Origin of the sequence: Paraburkholderia sp. BL23I1N1 (genome assembly GCF_003610295.1) — a bacterium.
In the GTDB taxonomy this organism is placed as follows: domain Bacteria; phylum Pseudomonadota; class Gammaproteobacteria; order Burkholderiales; family Burkholderiaceae; genus Paraburkholderia.
In genome coordinates, this window is the sequence record NZ_RAPV01000001.1 from 3,997,391 (window position 1) to 4,014,629 (window position 17,239).

A 17,239-nucleotide genomic window follows, 5' to 3' on the forward strand; every position below is an offset into this window, starting at 1 on the left:
TCGCTGTGAGTGCTCAATTCAATCTCCCTCGAACACCGGGCGCGACTTCGCGGCAAACGCGCTATACGCACGTTCGAAATCGCGCGTGCTCATGCAGATCGCCTGGGCTTGCGCTTCCGACTCGATCGCTTCGTCGATGCTCATGCTCCATTCCTGGTGCAGCATCGTCTTCGTGATGCCGTGTGCGAAAGTCGGACCGGCGACGAGATCGGCGGCGAGCTTTTGCGCGTCCGCGAGGAGCACAGCCGGTTCGCACAGGCGGTTATAGAAACCCCATGCGTAGCCTTCGTCGCCACTCGCCGAGCGGCCGGTGAACAGCAATTCGGCGGCGCGCCCCTGACCGATGATGCGCGGCAGGATCGCGCAGGCGCCCATATCGCAACCCGCGAGACCGACGCGCGAAAACAGAAACGCGAGCTTGCTGCGCGCGGTGCCGAGGCGCATATCGGACGACATCGCCAGAATCGCACCGGCGCCGGCGCATACGCCGTCGACGGCGGCGATGATGGGTTGCGGGCAATGACGCATCGCTTTGACCAGGTCGCCGGTCATGCGCGTGAACAGCAGCAGTTCCGGCATCGGCAGATCGATCAGCGGTGCGATGATGTCGTGCACGTCGCCGCCGGAGCAGAAGTTCTCGCCTGCGCCGTGAATCACGACCGCCTTCACGTCGGTTGCGTAGGCGAGTTGCCGGAATAGATCACGCAACTCCGCGTACGATTCGAACGTCAGCGGGTTCTTGCGTTCGGGACGGTTCAGCGTGATCGTCGCGACCTTGTCGGCGACCGACCAGCCGAAGTGCTGCGCTTCGTAACCGGCGAGCGTCAGACGGTTGCCGGCCAGTAGCGCGTCGGTGTTGGATCGTGTCATGAGTGTTTTCTCCGATTCGGTGCGGATCAGTCTTTCAGACCGTCGAGCAGATGGTTCTTGAGTTTGCCAAGGCGCTGATGGGTGCGCGATTTTTCGTCGAGGCTTAAGCCGCCGAACATTTCGACGACCCATTGCTCATGCGCGATCGCCATCTTGTCGAACGCTCTGCGGCCTGCCGGAGTTAGACACACGTTGATCGAACGGCGGTCGTTCGGATCGGTGTCGCGTGAAACCAGGCCTTCTTTTTCGAGCTGATCCGTAATGCCGGTCACGTTGCCGCCCGTCACCATCAAACGGCGCGATAGCTCGGTCATTTTCAATCCTTCCGGATGACGCTCGAGTTGTGCCATCAAATCGAAACGCGGCAACGTGGTGTCGAATTCGTTACGCAGGCGCTTGCGCAATTCGGCTTGCACAAGATTGGTCGTGGTCAGCATGCGCAGCCATAAACGCAGGCCCATGTGACTATCGGCGCCGGTGCTCATTTCCAGATCCACGACGTTCTCCGCGGGTTTCGCGACGCCTTTGCGCGCCGGCTTGACGTCGCCCGGCACGGGCTTGTTGATGTTCGTTGACTTGGTCACATTACTTCTCCACCGGAGATGGAAATGGATTGGCCCGTGATCGCGTCCGAGCCGGGTTGGCAGAGCCAAAGCACGGCGTTGGCGACTTGCTCCGGGCTGACGAAGCGACGTTGCGGATTCGAGCGAAGCAAGGTTTCGCGCGCCTGTTGTTCGGTGCGCGAGGTCTTGCTGGTGATCTGTTCGAGCGACGCGTGAAGCAACTCGGTCTCCGTGTAGCCGGGACACACGGCATTGACGGTGATGCCTTTCGTCGCGACTTCCAGTGCGAGCGAACGCGTCAGGCCGATTACACCGTGCTTCGCCGCGCAATATGCCGCGACGTACGCATAGCCGATTTGCCCCGCCGTGCTCGCGACATTGACGATGCGGCCATGGCCTCGTTCAAGCATGCCAGGCAACACGGCGCGCGTGCCGAGGAACACGCCGGTGAGATTCACGTCGAGCATGCGCTGCCAGAGCGCCATGTCGGTGTGAGTGAAGGGCGCGGCTTGCGCCTGGCCGGCGTTGTTGACGAGGATGTCGATTGCGCCGGCTTGCGCGAAGGCTTGCTCGACCGATTCTTCGCTGGTGACGTCGACGCTGATGCAGGCGACTTCGCCGAGTCCGTTGAATTTCTCCCGCTGCGCTTCGAGACGTTGTGCGTTGCGCCCCATCAAGGTGACGCGCGCACCGGCACGCAGCAGCGCTTCGGCCACCGCCGCGCCGATGCCGCTGCCGCCGCCTGTGACGACAGCGTGTTGTCCAGCGAGCGTTGTGATGGGCGTGTTCACGACGTTCCCTCTGCGCGTTGCGCGCGTTCTTGTGCCGACAGGCCTGCGTTCGCCGCAGCCTGGGCACGTTCACGTTCGAGATTGCGTTCGAGTTGCGACTTGGCTGCCGTATAGGGCTTTGGCCACGTCACATCGAAATAGCCGATTTTTGCGGCCTCGTTCAAGGTCCATGACGGATTGGCCAGATGCGGACGCGCAATCGCGCAAAGATCCGCGCGGCCCGCCGCGATGATGCTGTTCACGTGATCCGCTTCCGAGATCGCGCCGACGGCAATCGTGGCGATGCCGGCTTCGTTGCGCACACGGTCGGCGAACGGTGTCTGGAACATGCGGCCGAACACAGGTTTTTCCTGCTTGCTGACCTGGCCCGACGAGACGTCGATCATGTCGGCGCCGGCGGCTTTGAAGGCACGCGCAATGTGCACGGCGTCGTCAGGCGTGGTGCCGCCTTCCACCCAGTCGTTAGCGGAGATGCGCACGGAAATCGGCTTGTCTTGCGGCCAGACTGCGCGGATCGCCTTGAAGACCTGCAACGGGTAGCGCAGACGATTGTCGAGCGAGCCGCCGTATTCGTCGGTGCGTTGGTTGGTCAACGGCGACAGGAAGCTCGACAGAAAGTAGCCGTGTGCGCAGTGCAGTTCGAGCCAGTCGAAGCCGGCTTCCGCGGACATTTGCGTGGCGCGCACGAATTGCGCTTCGATTTCGTCCAGTTCGTCCCGCGTGGCTTCATGCGAGACCTGACTGACGCCGCTCAAGTATTGTTGCGGCGAAGCGGACACTAGCGGCCAATTCCCCTCGTCAAGTGGCTGGTCGATGCCTTCCCACGAAACGCGTGTCGAGCCTTTGGCGCCCGAGTGCCCAAGCTGAATTCCGATCTTTGCGTCCGACTGCCGGTGCACGAGATCGACAATGCGCTTCCACGCCGTGAGATGTTCCGGCGCGTACATGCCGGGACACGCGAGAGTGATGCGCGCTTCGGGCGATACGCAGGTCATTTCCGTCATGACCAGCGCGGCTCCGCCCATGGCGCGGGCACCGAGATGCATGAGGTGATAGTCGCCGGCGATGCCGTCGACAGCCGAGTATTGCGCCATGGGCGAGACGATCACGCGGTTTTTCAGCGTGACGCCGCGCAACTTGAAGGGCGTGAACATCGGCGGAACGGAGTGTTGTTCTGGCGCGCGGTCGACGCCTGAGCGGTGGGCGAGCCAGTCTTCGAACGTGGAGAGATAGCTTGCGTCACGCTCCCGCAAATTTTCGTGCGAAATCCGCTGCGAGCGCGTAAGCAACGAATACGCGAACTGTTCCGGTTCGAACGATGTATAGCGGTCGACGTGTTCGAACCACTCAGTCGAATTGCGCGCGGCATTCTGAATGCGCAGTACGTCGATACTGCGGACGTCCGTGTAGTGCTTCAACGCGGCGGGCAAATCACCCGGATGCGCGCTCATGCTGTTGGCGAGTTCGATCGAATCTTCGAGCGCGAGCTTGGTGCCCGAGCCAATCGAGAAGTGCGCGGTGTGCGCCGCGTCGCCCATGAGCACGAGCGGCGTTTGTGTGCCGTCGGCGTTTCTGCGCCAATGCACCCATTCTTCGTTGACGACGCGCGGGAAGCGAATCCACTGCGACGACCCGCGCAAATGCGCGGCGTTCGATAGCAACGCATTGCCGTCCAGATACTTGGCGAACAGTTTCTCGCAGAACGCGATGCTGTCTTCCTTGCTCATTTCGTCGAGACCGGCGGCGCGCCACACGTGCTCCGGCGTTTCTACGATAAACGTGGAGGTTTGATCGTCGAAACGATAGGCGTGGGCCTGGAACCAGCCGAACTCGGTTTCTTCGAAGGCGAACGTGAAGGCGTCGAAGAGCTTTTTGGTGCCGAGCCAGACGAAGCGGCAATCGCGCATGTCGATCGCGGGCTTGTAGGTGGCCGTGTGCTTTTGACGGATTGCGCTGTTGGCGCCGTCGCAGGCGATGATCAGGTCGGCTTCGTAGGCGGAGTCGTCCGTCACCTGGGTTTCGAAAACCAGCTTGACGCCCAGTTCTTCGCAGCGCGCCTGCAGGATATTCAGCAGACGTTTGCGGCCGATGCCGCAGAAGCCGTGACCCGACGAGCGAATCTGGCTGCCGCGGAAATTGATTTCGATGTCGTCCCAGTGATTGAAGGCGTCGAGAATCGCGTTCGCGCTCGGGGCGTCGGCGGCACGCAGATTGCCTAGCGTCTGGTCGGAGAAAACCACGCCCCAGCCGAAGGTGTCATAGGGATGATTGCGCTCGACCACCGTGACGTCATACGCCGGGTTCCGGCTCTTCATCAACAGACCGAAGTACAAGCCGGCCGGGCCGCCGCCGATACAGACAATTCGCATGATCGCTCCCACGTGGACATTTGCTCTGGAATGTAATTTAGGCTTAGATAGTTTAGATGTCAAGTAAATGTTGAGCGGAATCTGAGGTGGGGGAGTGGGTTGGTCGGAAGAAATAAAGTCGGTCGGAGTGAAACGACTTAGTTTGCTTTTCGACGGAATTGAGCGCATGGTGAAATGATCCAGATGTATCTGGCCGCGTTTTTTTCGCATCCGGACAGGCATGGTTCCATGACGGTCAGTATTGCTTAAGGAGCGCGTCATCATGACCATTCCCATCATCGAATACCAACGGTAGGAGCTACGTGCGTACTCTCACCAGGTATTCCCGCTGCATCGTGACCCGTATGCCAACGGTCCAAGGCCGTTGTCATCGATCGTGCGAATCGACACCATTCCGTTCACCGGGGTCAAGGCTCTGCGCCAGGCAGCGTTGTTCGACACGGTAAGTCCCACTACCGCGGGCGATAGCGAAAGAACGTCACTTGACTCGCTCCATGTTCATTGCGCTGGCTGCCGTACACGAACTTGAGAACCGATACGAAGGGCAATTGTTCTGTACGCCGGTTTCCCGGTAGGTGTTCGTGGACGGATGACACCGCTCGCGCTACGACGGGCGTCAGGAATCAAACCCGAACTTACGATGTGTCGCGTCGTCCCGACTATCGAGGGCGGCGCCAACCGCCTGTTGGCGAACCACTTTTTTCCATAGTAGGAGTGCATCATGATTGATGACCAGGTAAATGCCGAAGAACTGGCAGAAAGCAGGAGGCAAAGAGAGGCCGCGGCGAATGCGACGGATGATGGCATGCCGGTGGCCCCGGAAAATGAAAAGCGAGTCGCCGAAGGGATTCAGTACAGAGCGCCGAAGCAATGGGCCAGGCACGCCAGAAAATGGCTGGCTGCTGGAGGCAGCTTTATGCGACCTTGAACGTCGGCGACTCATAAGGATCCTGATGTCGAGTAACCAATTCGAAATAGACCTGACGCATCTCGAACGGATCATTCCGTTACTTGTGCACGGAAATCCGCTCGCGCTAGCGTACTGGCGACGTCGCGTTTCGTCGCTGTCGACGCAGCAGGGCCTGCTTCCCGGTGGAAACAGGCGCGTAACCCGACTGCTTAATGTATTCGATGAAGTCGAGCGCGCATTGATAACAGGCAAGGCCACCGCTCGACGGTCACTGGGACGCACAGCGAAGCGTTGACGTCCCGGTCACAGCGTCTTCAAATCCGGTGACAGGCGCCGCGAGTATTCGCCACTGTCTGACAAACGTGCGCCCGACAACGTAGAGCACAATGTTGAACGACTGGCCCGTAGCGCAAGCGTTGGCTATTTGGCTTGCTCGGCCGTGTTATGGATGGCCTGGCCGCCCTTCGAAATGTCTTCGCCCGCACCCGCAACGGTGTTGCAGCCCGCGAGGAACGCGGTACCGGCGATCAGAAACAGAGCAATGAGTCGCGTCATGTTGTTCTCCTTCCACAGATTTTTGGTGGCGGCAGGCGGTGGCGAGCCGGAACATGCGTGGGTGCCGTGCACCTATCCGGGCCAGCGCGGCACAGGCGATGGTGGCACCCCTGATCGCCGTCGGAACCCAAACGACGTCGCCCCTAAGAGGCCAGTTCAAAAAGGGCGCTCAGTTCGGCTGAAGATGTTCCAGCAGACGAGTGAGCAGGCTAGTTTGAGGAATGCTTCATGAATGTCAGATCGGCGTTCGAAGCGAATGCGAAGACGACGGAAACCATGGAGCCACGAATGAGTCCGTTCGACGACCCAACGGAACTTGCCGAGGCCGCTGCCGTGTTCGGTGCGGCGCCTGGCGATGACCGGTCTGATGCCACGCTCGCGAAGTCTGCGGCGATGCGAGTCGGAGTCGTAGCCACGGTCGGCGTAGATGACCTTGGGCTTGCGAAGCGGTCGGCCACGAGTGCCGCGAATCGGCGGGATAGCGTCGACCAGCGGCAGCAGTTGCGTGACATCGTTGCGGTTCGCGCCGGTCACGATCACGCTGACAGGAACGCCGTTCGCGTCTACGAGGACGTGGTGTTTGGACCCTGGTCGTGCGCGATCGGTGGGGTTTGGCCCAGTTTTTGGCCCGCCCCAACGGCTCGCACGGACGATGAATCGACAGCCGCATATGAGAAATCGAGCTGGCCAGATTCGCGCAGCTTGTCGAGCAGTAGCCCGTGCAGCTTGTCCCACACTCCGGCCTGCTGCCAGCCGTGCAACCGACGCCAGCAAGTCGCTCCAGAGCCGAAGCCCAGGCGGGTCGGGAGATGGTTCCATCGCATCCCTGTCTTCAGCACGAGCAGGATGCCATTGAGTGCTGCACAGTCCGAGACCGGCAGCCGTCCAGGGTACCGCCTGCGTCGCGGTTTGGGCGGTGGAAGTAGCGGTTCGATCAGTGCCCACAGTTCGTCATCGATGATAGGTGCCGGCATTCCTTGATCCGTTGTTCAGGCATCCAAGGTTAACCGTTTCGTGGAAAAGTAAACAGCCCTTTCGGGCTCTTTTTGAACTGGCCATTTAAGGGTGTGCAGGGCGCTCCACGAAGCCGGGAATTGGCAGATCCGGAAGCATTCTCGCGACAGGGCTGTAGCTCATGAAATCAAATACCGATTCTGCGGACCGCCGGCATACTGCTTCTTTGCGATTTCGAGAACCTTTTCGCGAAACTCGTCAAAGGCACCAAGCACCGACTTTTCGTCGGATCCAACGCCAGGTTGCAGATTTCTGAGGATGGCGTCGTCGACCATGAAGGTGATTTCGCGCGAATTGTCGTACCCCCAGAAACACACGCAATGTCGGGAGGCATCGTAGCTACGGCTGGGGTTGGGAAATTGAAGCACCGCGATCAGCTTTTCTCGCACACGGCCGAGTAGCGCCACTTACTGGCGTTAGAGTCGATCGTGGCGTAACTGAAGCGTCTTTTCTTTGCTCTCAGAGCATCCGCTGTGTCGAGTATATGAACGCGCGTCCTGCGTTCGACGGCGTACTCGCTCTCGCTGCCAATTGCAGCCGAAGCAGGTTTGAGTTGCGATCGCATGATGGGGCCCCGAAGCAGGAGGTCGCTCGTGGGCGACCAGTTTCCCCACTGTATACCCTTTGGCTGGCGCCGACGTCTTTTTGTACCTGAAATCCTCGGAGTTCAGTTTTCCGAAACGTTTATGCATGTCCGGACAGCAGAGAAATCGATATCTACACCGAGCTGCTGGACACGTTTAAGCCAGGTCGGCATATCGCCCTCACCGTTCCATCCGTTCAAGCGTACACGGTGCTCGACAAATAAAAATCGCGACAGAATGACCAGATGCGCCCACACTGCGCGACATGGCTGTCGCTTTCGCGACCGGAAAATCAGGAGAAACAGGTTGGCAAAGAGCACGATGCGCGGTAACCGCGAGGCTAAAAAGCCTAAGCAACCCAAAAAGGTGATCTCTCCTACGGCGGGCGTTTCCTCGGTGATTGCGCCGAAGACCGCGGCGGCCAACACACCGGCGAAGAAGAAATAAGAGGCACCCGGGGCGCGGATCCGCGTCCTTTCTGCTCCATCCTTTCCCCGTATTCAGCCAGGAACTGCGTCTACAGGGCCGCGCAGCGGCTCCTGTCCCTCGTTCATCGCCGCGTCGATCTGAGCGAAGCTCGTCCGACGTATTAGCGCGCCACTAAACGACAGCTAACGGTTCACGCGTGGCGTCATCGCTGACCATGCCCGCAGAAGCTGTACGCCTGCTTTTCATCCTGACGGTTCCTCGCGCGTCCACCCGCATCCCTGGAATTGAGCCACACAGCCCGGAGGTCTGCGCCCACGCGAGACGCGTGGGCCGGCCTCCCCGAAGGAAGATCCGATCATGTCCCAACTCGATGAACTGTCCAGCGATACAGCGCTGGGGAACGATGCGCGCGCCGCTAACATGGCACGCCACGGCGACCAGTCCACCCTGCCGAACTCACCGACGTCGCAGGAAGTGCGCCTGTGAACGCGATCCTTCGATATGTCGCGGGACATCGCTCGCCGTCGCCGCCGTGGACTGACATCGCGCCGGTGCGCGAGGAGCTGTTCGGCGTCGAACGGCTCGAGCAACACGCGGAGAGCCTCGCTGCCGCGCAACCGGTAACGAAGACACCGCCCGCCGTTTTATCCCTGCACACGAGACTGAACGACAATGCCGCTGTCCTGCTCGCGGCACTACCGTGCGAGCGTCGAAGAACTGGAGAGCGGCCGGGGCGTGGTGCCCGCCGCGGAATGGCTGCTCGACAACTATCACCTCGTCGAGGAGCAGATTCGCGAAATTCGCGACGGCTTGCCGCACGGCTACTACCGTCAGTTGCCCAAGCTTGCTGCTGGCCCGTTCGCCGGCTATCCGCGCGTATTTGGTCTCGCGTGGGCGTTCGTTGCGCACACCGACAGTCACTTCGACCCGCAAATCTTGCGGCGTTTCATCAGCGCTTATCAGCGGGTTCAGCCGCTCACGATCGGCGAATTGTGGGCCGTGGCGATCACGTTGCGCATTGTGCTGATCGAGAACCTGCGACGCCTGACTGACCAGATCACCGCAGGCCGCAGCGCACGCGCCGACGCCGACGCACTCACGGACCGTCTGCTCGAATCGGGTAGCGCCCGCTCGGCGCTCGAAGCGGACATTTCCACGCGCTCCTCTGGCCTGTTGTCGGAGCTGTTCGCCGCACAGCTCGTTAAACGGCTGCGTGACCAGGATCCGCGCACCACGCCGGCACTTGGGTGGCTGGAAGAGCGCCTCAGGCTTCGGGGCGCCTCCATCGATGAAGTCGTGCAGCACGCGCAGCAGCGACAGGGTGCGTCGAACGTCACCGTGCGCAATGTGATCACCAGCATGCGGCTGATTTCCGACATCGACTGGGCGGAACTGTTCGAGGAAGTGAGTCTCGTCGACGCCCGGTTGCGCGCGGGAAGCCGCTTTGCCACGATGGATTTTCCGACGCGCAATCTGTATCGCAGTGCGATCGAGCAACTGGCGCGCGGCCCGTCCTTCACCGAACTCGAAGTCGCCGGGCTGGCGCTGGAATCGACGCAGGCGGCGGTACTGGCAGCAGGCGATGCCGCGCATGCGGAACGCGCCGGCGACCCTGGCTATCACCTGATCACCGAAGGCCGGCGCGCACTGGAGCAGGCGATCGACTTCCGTCCGCCAGCGCGTCTGCGGATAACGCGGTTCAACATCCGCCTCGGCATCGGCGGCTACGTCGGCACGATCCTGACGGTCGCCATGACGTTAATGGCGCTGGTGTTGTGGGCAATGTGGACACTGGCGCCACGCGGTCTCGAAGCCGGGATACTCGCGCTGTTTGCCGTATGCGGATTCCTGCCCGTCACCGAGATCGCGACCGCGCTCATCAATCGTGCGGTGACATTGAGTTTCGGCGCGATCACGTTGCCGGGTCTCGAACTGACTGCCGGCGTGCCGTCGTCGTTGCGTACGCTGGTCGCCGTGCCGACGCTCCTGACGAGCGTTGCCGGTCTGCGCGAGCAGGTCGAACGTCTTGAGGTGCATCACCTCGCGGGAGCCGGTGGCGACCTGTCCTTTGCGTTGCTGGCGGACGGGCTCGATGCGGATCAGGAAGTGCTGGCGGGCGACGCGCATCTGCTCGCCGTGGCCGCCGACGCCATCGAAGCACTGAACCGCCGTTATGAGCCAGGCCCGAGCGGCAGCCGTTTCCTGCTGCTACACCGCCGCCGCGTGTTCAACGCGAGCGAGAACAAATGGATGGGCTGGGAACGCAAGCGCGGCAAGTTGCACGAACTCAACCGGCTCCTGCGCGGCGCGACGGATACGACCTTCATGTCGATCGCCGGCCGTGCGCCGCAGGTGCCGTCCGACGTGCGCTACGTCATCACACTCGACGCCGATACGCGTCTGCCACGAGACGCCGCGTTGCGGCTGATCGGCAAGATGGCGCATCCGCTGAACCGGTCGACATTCAGCGACGCTGAACAACGCGTCGTCAACGGTTACGCGATTCTGCAGCCACGTGTCACACCGTCGCTGCCTGTGGGCCAGGAAGGATCGCTGCATCAGCGCGTCTTCTCCGGCCCAGGTGGGATGGACCCGTATGCGGCGGCTGTGTCCGACGTCTACCAGGACCTGTTCGGAGAAGGATCGTATACCGGCAAGGGCATCTACGACGTCGATGCGTTTGAAGCGGCTTTGCATGGACGCGTGCCCGAAAACGCGCTGCTCAGTCACGATCTGTTCGAAGGGATTTTTGCGCGCGCCGGGCTAGCGTCGGATGTCGAAGTGGTCGAGGAAGTGCCGTCGCGTTACGACGTGATTGGCAAGCGGCAGCATCGCTGGACGCGTGGCGACTGGCAATTGCTGCCGTGGATCGTCGGCCATCGTGGCCGCGACCGACATGCGATGCCGTCGATCGGCCGCTTCAAGATGCTCGACAATTTGCGCCGTTCGCTGCTCGCCCCCTTCATGGTCGCCGCGCTCGGCCTATGCTGGCTGATGCCGATCCGCGCCGGGATGGCAGGCGCGCTGCCGGTGCTAGGTGCGCTCGCGATTCCCGCTTTCCTGCCGACGCTGTTCGCGATCCTGCCGCGCCGCAGCGGCATCCATCTGCGCAATCATCTGGACGTGCTGGCCGCCGACGTGCGGCTCGCGGCCTTGCAAACTTTTCTGTCGGCCGCGTTCCTCGCTGACCAGGCGTGGCGCATGGGCGATGCGATCGTCCGGACGCTGATGCGGTTGTTCGTGACACATCGCCGACTGCTCGAATGGACGACCGCTGCGCAGTCGAAGGGCAGCCCTCGTCTCGATCTGCGCGGCTTTTATCCGCAGATGACAGGTGGTGTTGCGCTCGGCCTCATGCTGCCGGCTGGTGCGATCGCGTTCGCTCCGTCGCACTGGCCGCTCGTGCTGCCGTTTGCGCTGTTATGACTAGCCGAGCCGGCGCTCGCGCTGTGGTCGAGCCGTTCGCCGACCGTCGCGCGGCGTTTCGCGATGGCGGACCTGGACGCGCGCAGCCTTCGCCTCATCGCGCGACGCACGTGGCGTTTCTTCGAGACCTTCGTTACGCCAGCAGAAAACATGCTGCCGCCTGACAACTTCCAGGAAGACCCGAAACCGGTTGTCGCGCACCGCACCTCGCCGACCAACCTTGGGCTCTATCTGCTGTCGGCGATTGCCGCACGCGATTTCGGCTGGGCGGGGACGACGGAAACTGTCGAACGGCTTGAAGCGGCGTTCGCTTCGATGCACAAGCTCGCGCGTTTCAAGGGGCATTTCTATAACTGGTACGGGACGCTCGATCTCCAGGTGCTGGCGCCGGCGTATGTTTCGTCGATCGATAGCGCCAATCTGGCGGGTCATCTGATCGTCCTCGCCAACGCGTGCGAAGAGTGGCCGCATGACTTGCTTGCGCCGGCTGCGCGGCCCGGGATGATGGACCACCTGCAACTTGCACGAGAAGCCATCGACGCGCTGCCCGCCGCAGGCGGTGAACGTGGCAGGCAGCTGGTTGCGATCCTCGAAGAGATCAGCACGCAGTTGCGCGGCCCGCAGACGCTCGAAGCGCTGTCGCCGTCGCTCACGCGGCTGACGGAAAAGGCCGCGAAGGCGACGCGTGAACTCGTGCCCGCCGGCGGCGACGACAGTTCTGCCGACCTGATGTTCTGGATCGACGCGTTGAGCAAAAGCGTCGTCGAACATGCCCGCGACCGGCAATAACTGGCCGAGGCACCGGATCTTCTGCAGGCACGCTTGAAGTCGCTCGCCGATACCTCGCGAGCGATGGCGCTCGACATGGACTTTGCGTTCCTGCTCGATCCGGAACGCAAGCTGCTATCGATCGGCTATTCGCAATCCGACAACAGCCTCGACCTGAACTGCTACGACCTGCTGGCGTCCGAAGCGCGCCTCGCGAGCCTGTTCGCCATCGCGAAATGGTGACGTGACGACGCGCCACTGGTTCCGCCTCGGTCGCGCCGCGACGCCGATTGGCAACGGCTCGGCGCTGATCTCGTGGTCGGGGTCGATGTTCGAATACCTGATGCCGTCGCTGGTGATGCGCGCGCCGGTCGGCAGCCTGCTCGAGCAGACGAGCCGTCTGGTGGTGGAACGGCAAGCCTCGTATGGGCGTTCGCTTGGCATTCCGTGGGGCATTTCGGAATCGGCGTACAACGCTCGCGACATCGAATTCACCTACCAGTATTCGAATTTCGGCGTGCCCGGTCTCGGCCTCAAGCGCGGGCTTTCAGAGAACCGCGTGATCGCGCCGTATGCGACGGGGCTAGCTGCGATGGTCGACCCGCAGGCCGCGCGACAGAACTATGGGCAGCTTGCCGCGCTGGGCGCGCTGGGTCGCTATGGTTTCTACGAAGCGCTCGATTTCACCCGCACGCGGCTACCCGACAACGAGGATGTGGCGATCGTGCGCAATTTCATGGCGCATCACCAGGGCATGACGATCGTGTCGATCGCGAACACGTTGCTCGACGCACAGATGCGTGTGCGTTTCCATCGCGAACCCATGATCCAGGCGTGCGAACTGCTGTTGCAGGAACGCATGCCGCGAAATGTCGCCGTGGCGCACCCCCGTGCCGAGGAAGTGAACACGTCAGCAGCCGTCGCCGGCGTTGTGCCGCGGACCGTACGGCGCCTCGCCGCGTCGGCGGTGGCTGGCGCAGCCCCGGTGACACACCTGTTGTCGAACGGACGCTACGCGGTCATGCTGACTGCGACCGGCGGCGGTTACAGCCGTTGGCGCGATATTGCGGTGACGCGCTGGCGCGAAGACGCCACCCGCGACGACTGGGGCTCCTTTATCTTCCTGCGCGATACGCAGAGCGGCCACGTGTGGTCGGCAGGCGCACAGCCGGTGGGCAGCGAAGCCGAGTACGAAGAGGTTGTGTTCGGCGAGGACCATGCGGAATTCATCCGCCGCGACGGCTCGTTGACAACGACGATGGATGTGCTGGTTTCCGGCGAAGCAGACAGCGGAGTGCGCCGCGTGTCGTTGGCGAACAGCGGACGCCGCGCGCGCGAGATTGAACTGACTTCCTACGCCGAAATCGTGCTCGCGACGCCCGCCGCGGACAATGCGCATCCGGCCTTTTCGCGGATGTTTGTCCAGACCGAGCACCTCGCAGAATTTGGCGCGCTGGTGGCGACGCGCCGTCCACGTTCGCATGACGAAAAGCAGTTGTGGGCTGCGCATTTCGCCGTTGTCGACGGCGAGATCGTCGCCGATCCGCAATTCGAATCGGATCGCGCGCGCTTTCTGGGGCGCGAGCGCAAGGCGGGCACGGCGGCGGCGATATTCAACGATCAGCCGTTGACCAACACCGCCGGGACTGTACTCGATCCCGTCTTTGCGCTCAGGTATCGCGTGCTGGTGCCGCCGGGCAAGGTCGCACGCGTGACGTTCTGGACAGTAGTGGCCGAGTCGCGAGCGCTGCTGCTCGATCTGGTCGACCAACACCATGACCGCAACGCGTTCGATCGCGCCAAGACGCTAGCCTGGACGCAGGCTCAGGTGCAGTTGCGCCATCTCGATGTCGAAGCCGAAGAGGCGGCGGATTTTCAGCGCCTCGCCGCGCCGATTATCTACGCCGATCGGCGTTTCAGGGCACCGTCGGACGCGATCATTCGCGGGGCCGGCGCGCAGTCGGGACTCTGGCCGCACGCGATTTCCGGCGATCTGCCGATCGTGCTACTGCTTATCGACGACGTCGAAGACATCGCGCAGGTCTGGCAGTTATTGAGGGCACACGAGTACTGGCGGATGAAGCGGTTGAGCGTCGATCTCGTCATCGTCAACGAACGCGCTTCGTCGTATATCCAGGAATTGCAGGGTGCGATCGAAACCGCCGTGCGCAGCAGCCAGTCGCGGCCGCGTTTCGGCGAAGAACTCGCGCAAGGGGCGGTCTTTACGCTGCGCGCCGATTTGATGAGCGTGGAGGCGCGTGCGCTGCTGCAATCGATCGCGCGTGTCGCGTTGCTCGCGCGTCGCGGTTCAATCGCCGACCAGCTCGCCCGATTGCCGCAGTCGCAGGGCCAGCCGTCGGCGCTGCGTCGGCCGAAGCCGCCGATGTCGTCGCCATGGCCCGCGCCGCCTCGTCCGCCTCGCGAGCTTTCGTCTGTTCCGCCGAAGCTCGAGTTCTTCAACGGCCTGGGCGGTTTCGATAAGGATGGCCAGGAATACGTGACCGTGCTCGTGGCAGGTGCGACGACGCCCGCGCCGTGGATCAACGTGATCGCGAACCCCGGCTTCGGCTTTCAGGTCGCGGCCGAAGGCAGCGGCTACACGTGGGCCGAAAACAGCCGTGAGAATCAACTCACGCCGTGGTCGAACGATCCGGTCGAAGACCCCGCCGGCGATGCCATCTATGTGCGCGACGAAGTCACCGGCGATGTATGGGGCGCCACCGCGCTGCCGGTCCGCGATGGTGGGACATATATCGCGCGTCACGGGCATGGCTACAGTCGCTTCGAACACGAGGCGAATGGCATCGCGCTCGACTTGCTGCAATACGTGCCGCTCGCCGACCCGGTGAAGATTTCCCGGCTGACGTTGCGCAATCTGTCCGGTATGCCGCGCCGTCTGTCCGTGACGACGTGGATGGAATGGGTGCTTGGCACATCGCGCAGTGCATCGGGACCCTTCATCGTGACGGAAATCGACTCCGCTACCGGCGCGATGCTGGCGCGCAATCCGTGGAGTATCGGGTTCGCGGGGCGCGTCGCGTTCGCCGACCTCGGCGGCCAGCAGACCGCGTGGACGGCGGATCGCACCGAATTTCTCGGCCGCAATGGTCGGACTGCGGCGCCCACCGCGCTGACCGGCAACGCGCCGCTGTCTGGCGCGACCGGCGCGGGCCTCGATCCATGCGCAGCGTTGCAGGGCATGATTGAGCTGGGCGTGGACGAGATCGTCGAGGTGGTGTCGTTCGTCGGGCAGTGCGTTGGCCTCGAAGAGGCGCGGGCGTTGATCGAGCGCTATCGCAAGGCCGATCTCGACGCTGTCCTCGCCGAGGTGACGAGCCACTGGCAGAACGTGCTCGGTAGCGTCCAGGTGAAGACCCCCGACCGCGCGATGGACCTGATGCTAAACGGCTGGCTGCTGTATCAGACTCTCGCGTGCCGTACCTGGGCGCGCTCGGCGTTCTATCAGGCGAGCGGTGCCTACGGGTTCCGTGACCAATTGCAGGACGGCATGGCGCTCACCCATGTGCAGCCGGACGAGACACGGCTGCATTTGCTGCGCGCCGCGGCGCGGCAGTTCGTCGAAGGCGATTTCCAGCATTGGTGGTTGCCCCAGTCGGGGCAAGGTGTGCGCACGCGGATTTCCGATGACCGAGTGTGGCTCGCGTTCGCGACGGCGACGTACGTCGGCTGCGCGGGTGACGTCGCGATTCTCGACGAGATCGTGCCATTTCTCGACGGACCGCCACTGCAGCCCAGCGAGCACGATGCGTTCTTCCAGCCGATGGTCGCAGATGAATCAGCGTCACTGTTCGAACATTGCGCGCGCGGCCTGGATCAATGCATCGAACTGACCGGCGAGCATGGCTTGCCTCTGATCGGCGCAGGCGACTGGAACGATGCGATGAATCGCGTCGGCGCGAGCGGCAAGGGAGAAAGCGTTTGGCTCGGCTGGCTGCTATTGCGGACTATCGAGTTGTTCGCCCCCCTGGCTGAATCGCGCGATGCGGCCTCTGTTGCGCGGGCTGCGCGCTGGCGCGCTCATGCGGCCTCGGTGCGCGAGGCGCTGGAGCGCGAGGCGTGGGACGGCGAATGGTATCGCCGCGCGACTTTCGATGACGGCACGTGGCTTGGCTCGAAAAACAGTGACGAGTGTCAGATCGATTCGATTGCACAGTCGTGGGCTGTGCTATCAGGCGCGGCAGATCCAGCGCGCGCGGCGCTGGCGATGAAGTCGCTGGAAAAGCACCTTATCCGTCGCGACGACGGGCTTGCTTTGCTGTTCACGCCGCCGTTCGATAAAACGTCGCACGATCCCGGCTATATCAAGGGCTATCCGCCGGGTCTGCGTGAAAACGGCGGGCAGTATAGCCACGCGGCGATGTGGGCGATCCTCGCATTGACAAAAATGGGCGATGGCAACAAGGCCGCCGCGCTGTTTTCACTGCTCAATCCGGTCAATCATGCGCGCACACCGATGGAAGTCGATCGCTACAAGGTCGAGCCCTATGTCGTTGCCGCCGATGTTTATTCCGTGGCGCCACATGCCGGGCGCGGTCGCTGGACCTGGTACACGGGATCCGCTGGATGGATGTACCGGGCGGGTGTCGAGGGCATTCTTGGGATTTGTCGCGAGGGGGATTTTCTAGTGGTCGATCCTTGTATTCCGGACACATGGCCGGGATTTGAGGCAACCGTGACGATGCATTCGACGCGGTATGAGGTCCGCGTCGAATCCGCTAACGAGAGCGGTGCGATGCACGCGGTGCTCGACGGCGCGAGTGTCGAGTGTGGTGATGGACGGGTGCGCGTGCCGCTTGATGCCGGGTCGCATAAGCTCCTGATTTCGCTTTGCTTCGGCGTGAGTGAAGACGTGAACTCCGGCGTGCAGGTCGTGTGACGACCATAAGCGCTGAGTGACCTGCTCGGCAGGGATTCGCGACAGGGAAGTCGCGAAAGGTTT

The 17,239-nt window shown here is 62.4% G+C and carries 11 protein-coding genes and 1 pseudogene; 4 read left to right on the forward strand and 8 right to left on the reverse strand.

Going from position 1 to position 17,239, the window contains the following annotated elements:
• Window positions 1-18: 18 nt before the first annotated feature.
• Genes B0G76_RS18670 through B0G76_RS18685 form a run of 4 tightly spaced genes read right to left on the reverse strand, consistent with a single transcriptional unit; the run spans window position 19 to window position 4,593 of the window.
• The gene (locus tag B0G76_RS18670; protein ID WP_120293898.1) at window positions 19-870 is read right to left on the reverse strand and encodes an enoyl-CoA hydratase family protein; all 852 of its coding nucleotides are present in this window, start codon (window positions 868-870) and stop codon (window positions 19-21) included.
• A 26-nt stretch (window positions 871-896) separates the two neighbouring features.
• Window positions 897-1,454 carry a MarR family winged helix-turn-helix transcriptional regulator gene (locus B0G76_RS18675; protein ID WP_120293899.1) on the reverse strand — a complete coding sequence of 186 codons (558 nt, stop codon included), beginning with the start codon at window positions 1,452-1,454 and terminating at the stop codon, window positions 897-899.
• On the reverse strand, window positions 1,451-2,224 hold the full coding sequence (locus B0G76_RS18680) for an SDR family NAD(P)-dependent oxidoreductase (protein ID WP_120293900.1): 774 nt from the start codon (window positions 2,222-2,224) through the stop codon (window positions 1,451-1,453). The genes B0G76_RS18675 and B0G76_RS18680 overlap by 4 nt, the downstream gene beginning before the upstream one ends.
• The gene (locus tag B0G76_RS18685) at window positions 2,221-4,593 is read right to left on the reverse strand and encodes a bifunctional salicylyl-CoA 5-hydroxylase/oxidoreductase (RefSeq protein ID WP_120293901.1); all 2,373 of its coding nucleotides are present in this window, start codon (window positions 4,591-4,593) and stop codon (window positions 2,221-2,223) included. The genes B0G76_RS18680 and B0G76_RS18685 overlap by 4 nt, the downstream gene beginning before the upstream one ends.
• A 721-nt stretch (window positions 4,594-5,314) precedes the next feature.
• On the opposite strand from B0G76_RS18685, the gene B0G76_RS18695 reads away from it, so the two are divergent.
• Window positions 5,315-5,521 carry a hypothetical protein gene (locus tag B0G76_RS18695; RefSeq protein WP_120293902.1) on the forward strand — a complete coding sequence of 69 codons (207 nt, stop codon included), beginning with the start codon at window positions 5,315-5,317 and terminating at the stop codon, window positions 5,519-5,521.
• Window positions 5,522-5,923: 402 nt separating this feature from the next.
• On the opposite strand, the gene B0G76_RS18705 is transcribed toward B0G76_RS18695, so the two are convergent.
• The 4 genes from B0G76_RS18705 to B0G76_RS18715 all read right to left on the reverse strand — a co-directional run bounded on the left by B0G76_RS18705 (window position 5,924) and on the right by B0G76_RS18715 (window position 7,479).
• The gene (locus B0G76_RS18705; RefSeq protein WP_120296523.1) at window positions 5,924-6,058 is read right to left on the reverse strand and encodes an entericidin A/B family lipoprotein; all 135 of its coding nucleotides are present in this window, start codon (window positions 6,056-6,058) and stop codon (window positions 5,924-5,926) included.
• 156 nt (window positions 6,059-6,214) lie between these two features.
• Window positions 6,215-6,730 (reverse strand): IS5 family transposase, encoded by a 516-nt coding sequence (locus B0G76_RS43860; RefSeq protein ID WP_259460843.1) that lies wholly within the window; start codon window positions 6,728-6,730, stop codon window positions 6,215-6,217.
• The gene (locus tag B0G76_RS43865; protein WP_259460624.1) at window positions 6,622-7,032 is read right to left on the reverse strand and encodes a transposase; all 411 of its coding nucleotides are present in this window, start codon (window positions 7,030-7,032) and stop codon (window positions 6,622-6,624) included. The genes B0G76_RS43860 and B0G76_RS43865 overlap by 109 nt, the downstream gene beginning before the upstream one ends.
• Window positions 7,033-7,191: 159 nt before the next feature.
• Window positions 7,192-7,479 carry a DUF1488 domain-containing protein gene (locus B0G76_RS18715; RefSeq protein ID WP_120293905.1) on the reverse strand — a complete coding sequence of 96 codons (288 nt, stop codon included), beginning with the start codon at window positions 7,477-7,479 and terminating at the stop codon, window positions 7,192-7,194.
• 483 nt (window positions 7,480-7,962) lie between these two features.
• Here B0G76_RS18715 and B0G76_RS42915 point away from each other — a divergent pair, with 483 nt between their 5' ends.
• The 3 genes and pseudogenes from B0G76_RS42915 (at window position 7,963) to B0G76_RS18725 (ending at window position 17,176) form a co-directional block, all read left to right on the forward strand.
• The gene (locus B0G76_RS42915; protein ID WP_183082085.1) at window positions 7,963-8,103 is read left to right on the forward strand and encodes a hypothetical protein; all 141 of its coding nucleotides are present in this window, start codon (window positions 7,963-7,965) and stop codon (window positions 8,101-8,103) included.
• 339 nt (window positions 8,104-8,442) lie between these two features.
• Window positions 8,443-8,571: a hypothetical protein gene (locus B0G76_RS43870; protein ID WP_259460625.1), complete on the forward strand. Its 129-nt coding sequence runs from the start codon at window positions 8,443-8,445 to the stop codon at window positions 8,569-8,571.
• Window positions 8,568-17,176 (forward strand): annotated as a pseudogene (locus B0G76_RS18725) (GH36-type glycosyl hydrolase domain-containing protein). Before B0G76_RS43870 ends, B0G76_RS18725 begins: the two are co-directional and overlap by 4 nt.
• Window positions 17,177-17,239 lie beyond the last annotated feature (63 nt).

Excerpts from the sequence above, each read along its gene's own strand:
- B0G76_RS43865 (WP_259460624.1), bottom strand. The coding sequence starts at position 7,032 with ATGCCGGCACCTATCATCGATGACGAACTGTGGGCACTGATCGAACCG.
- B0G76_RS18695 (WP_120293902.1), top strand. The coding sequence starts at position 5,315 with ATGATTGATGACCAGGTAAATGCCGAAGAACTGGCAGAAAGCAGGAGG.
- B0G76_RS18685 (WP_120293901.1), bottom strand. The coding sequence starts at position 4,593 with ATGCGAATTGTCTGTATCGGCGGCGGCCCGGCCGGCTTGTACTTCGGT.
- B0G76_RS18705 (WP_120296523.1), bottom strand. The coding sequence starts at position 6,058 with ATGACGCGACTCATTGCTCTGTTTCTGATCGCCGGTACCGCGTTCCTC.
- B0G76_RS43870 (WP_259460625.1), top strand. The coding sequence starts at position 8,443 with ATGTCCCAACTCGATGAACTGTCCAGCGATACAGCGCTGGGGAACGAT.
- B0G76_RS18670 (WP_120293898.1), bottom strand. The coding sequence starts at position 870 with ATGACACGATCCAACACCGACGCGCTACTGGCCGGCAACCGTCTGACG.